Source organism: Nocardia wallacei (assembly GCF_029868745.1).
GTDB classification, from domain to species: Bacteria; Actinomycetota; Actinomycetes; order Mycobacteriales; family Mycobacteriaceae; genus Nocardia; species Nocardia wallacei_B.
Map to the genome: position 1 here is coordinate 1 of NZ_JARWOP010000373.1, position 2,556 is coordinate 2,556.

General features: G+C 68.9%; 3 protein-coding genes and 1 rRNA gene. All 4 read right to left on the reverse strand.

Translation table 11 applies throughout. The features are described 5' to 3' along the window. Window positions 1-451: 451 nt before the first annotated feature. Entirely contained in the window at window positions 452-757 is a 306-nt protein-coding gene (locus QH470_RS34760; RefSeq protein WP_280276634.1) for an ATP/GTP-binding protein, read from the reverse strand. Between the two features lie 8 nt (window positions 758-765). Continuing rightward, a complete protein-coding gene (gene nucS / locus QH470_RS34765) occupies window positions 766-1,443 on the reverse strand; it encodes an endonuclease NucS (RefSeq protein ID WP_280276635.1) in 678 nt (225 codons plus the stop codon). A gap of 38 nt (window positions 1,444-1,481) precedes the next feature. Beyond that, window positions 1,482-2,213, reverse strand: coding sequence for a rhomboid-like protein (locus QH470_RS34770; protein ID WP_280276636.1), 732 nt, complete (start codon window positions 2,211-2,213; stop codon window positions 1,482-1,484). Between the two features lie 247 nt (window positions 2,214-2,460). After that, window positions 2,461-2,556, reverse strand: a 5S ribosomal RNA gene (gene rrf / locus QH470_RS34775); the annotation flags it as partial.

The window sequence follows — 2,556 nt, forward strand, 5'->3', positions numbered from 1 at the left end:
GCCACGGCACGGCCAGCTGGGTGGCGACGGTCGCGGCCATCATGACGCCGGTCGTGCCTCCTACCGCCCTGCCCCTCGCCCCCCCCGACCCCGCCCCCCCCGCGGCCCCCCCCCCCCCCCCCACAAACCCCCGCCCCGCGCCGAAAACCTTGGGGGGTGGGCGATTTGAGGGTGTTTTGTGGCGATGAGTGGGTGGATGGGCGCGCGATCGGTTCTACGCGGGTGGATCGGCCCGGTCCAGTGATGTCCGGCGGCGGGCTCGGCCAGCCCCGTGATGTCCTGAGGCGGGCACGGTCCAGTGATGTCCGGCGGCGGGCACGATGACGCGTTCGAGGCCGCGGGCCAGCCGCGAGTACGGCGTGGGGGAACGATCGGTTCTGCGCGGGTGGGTGGGCGAGTGATGGTGTCCTAGGCGGGCGGGTGTATTGCGTTGGCGGGGTTGGGGTCAGGGTCAGGACCAGCGGCGGGTGATGGTTCTGGTGTGGCGGCCTCGCCAGCAGCCGGTGTGCCAGTGGCGGCGGTCGTCTTCGCCGCCTTGTTCTCGCCAGGCTACGAGATGGGGTGTGCGGGGGCGGATTTCGTGGTCGCAGCCGGGGCAGCGGTAGGTCTTGGTGGCGCGGGAGCCGGGGATGGTGCGGACTATGTAGGTTTCGCCGTCGGGGCCGGGCTCGGTGCGGCCGAAGACGTCGCCGATCGGGCGCAGATCCCGTTGGGATCGTGCCGGCGGCTGGTGGGGACGCGGTTTCCGGCGGGGCATGGCGAAGGTCAGAACAGCCGGAATTCGGTGCTGTCCGTGCCGCGCAGAGCGTTGTAATCCAATGTCAGGCAACGGATTCCGCGGTCGGTGGCGAGAGTCTTGGCTTGCGGCTTGATCTGCTGGGCGGCGAACACGCCGGTGACGGGGGCCAGCAGCGGGTCTCGGTTCAGCAGTTCCAGGTAGCGGGTCAGCTGCTCGACGCCGTCGATCTCGCCGCGGCGCTTGATCTCCACCGCCACCGTCGCGCCGTCGGCATTGCGGCACAGGATGTCCACGGGGCCGATCGCGGTCATGTATTCGCGCCGGATGAGCGAGAAGCCGGGGCCGAGGGTTTCGATGTGCTCGGCCAGCAACTCCTGCAGATGCGCCTCCACACCGTCTTTCACCAGGCCCGGATCGATGCCGAGATCGTGCTCGGAGTCGTGCTCGATGTCGGCGACGGTGATCCGCAGTTCCTCACCGGCCTTGTTGGTCACCACCCACAACTTCGCCGCCTCGGTCTCGCTGTCCCGCTCCTCCAGCCAGCAGGGCGGGCTCATCCAGTTCAGCGGCTTGTACGAGCCGCCGTCGGAATGCACGAGCACCGAACCGTCGGCCTTCATCATCAACAGCCGGCGAGCCATCGGGAGATGAGCGGTGAGCCGACCCACGTAGTCGACCTGGCAGCGAGCAATCACGAGGCGCACCCCCGGCACTTTAGGCGAGCCCCTGCGGGCCGCGTAATTCAGCCCACGAGCAACAGGTAGCCGAGCGCGGAAGCCACCGCGAGCAGACCACATTCGAACCGGGTCATGCGGTGCAACCGCGGCAGCCGTACCCGCTGGGTACGCAGCAGCCAGAAGGCGACCACCAGGCCGATGGCGAGGGCCAGCAGATGCCCCACATTGGTGAACGTGCGCCCCATCGCGACGCCCGACACCGCGACGGCCAGCCAGGTGATCGACCAGGTCGCGCGCCAGCGGCGGGGCAGCAGCACGACGAACGCACCGATCACGGCCATCGCGCCATAGCTGATGCCGACGTCCTCAGCCGTCGTCGTGCTGACCGGAACCCAGTCCGCCGTCACCGCCACCCACAGGCCCGCGGCGACCAGCAGCGTGGCGCCGATATGCCCGGCGACGAAGATGCGGATCGTGGTGAGCGCGCCGAACCGACGTTCGGCCAAGGCGAGCAGACAGACGAGTAGCGGAATGAGCAGTGCCGCGGCGGCGCCATCACCCACCACGAGGGCGCTGGAAACGAGGGTGCCGTAGTTGCCCCGCAGCAGGTTGCTCAGGTTGGTGCTGGCGCGCAGGATCACCTGGGTCTGCGCGGCATCGCTCAAGGCGGCGAGCAGGGCCGCGACCGTGATGAGCATGGCAGCGTAGCCGTAGGTCACCGGCAGGAAGAACCTGCGCCATCCGGTGCGCGCGGCACCGAGCGTGGGGGCCGTGTCAGCCGTTGCCTCGCCGACCATCCGTACCTCGTCCTTCCCGCACGGCTCGCGTGTGCCGGGCTACCCGTCCATCATCCAGCGAACCGGCGCCGCGCGGGTTGCCATAGCTTGTGAACTGACTGTGAATCCGGCCCGCCGGCCGGGTGTACAACGAGTTTGCCCCGATCCGCCCGTTCTACACCTGTCCGGCCCACATTGTCCGGTACGCCGCTTCGGTCCGGATACGACGAAGGCCCCCAACGGTGTTGGGGGCCTTCGTGAAGGTATGTTCCGGCGGTGTCCTACTCTCCCACACCCTGTCGAGTGCAGTACCATCGGCGCAGGTGAGCTTAGCTTCCGGGTTCGGAATGGGACCGGGCGTTTC

Coding starts and splice junctions, on each gene's coding strand:
- QH470_RS34760 (WP_280276634.1), bottom strand. CDS start 757: ATGCCCCGCCGGAAACCGCGTCCCCACCAGCCGCCGGCACGATCCCAA.
- QH470_RS34770 (WP_280276636.1), bottom strand. CDS start 2,213: ATGGTCGGCGAGGCAACGGCTGACACGGCCCCCACGCTCGGTGCCGCG.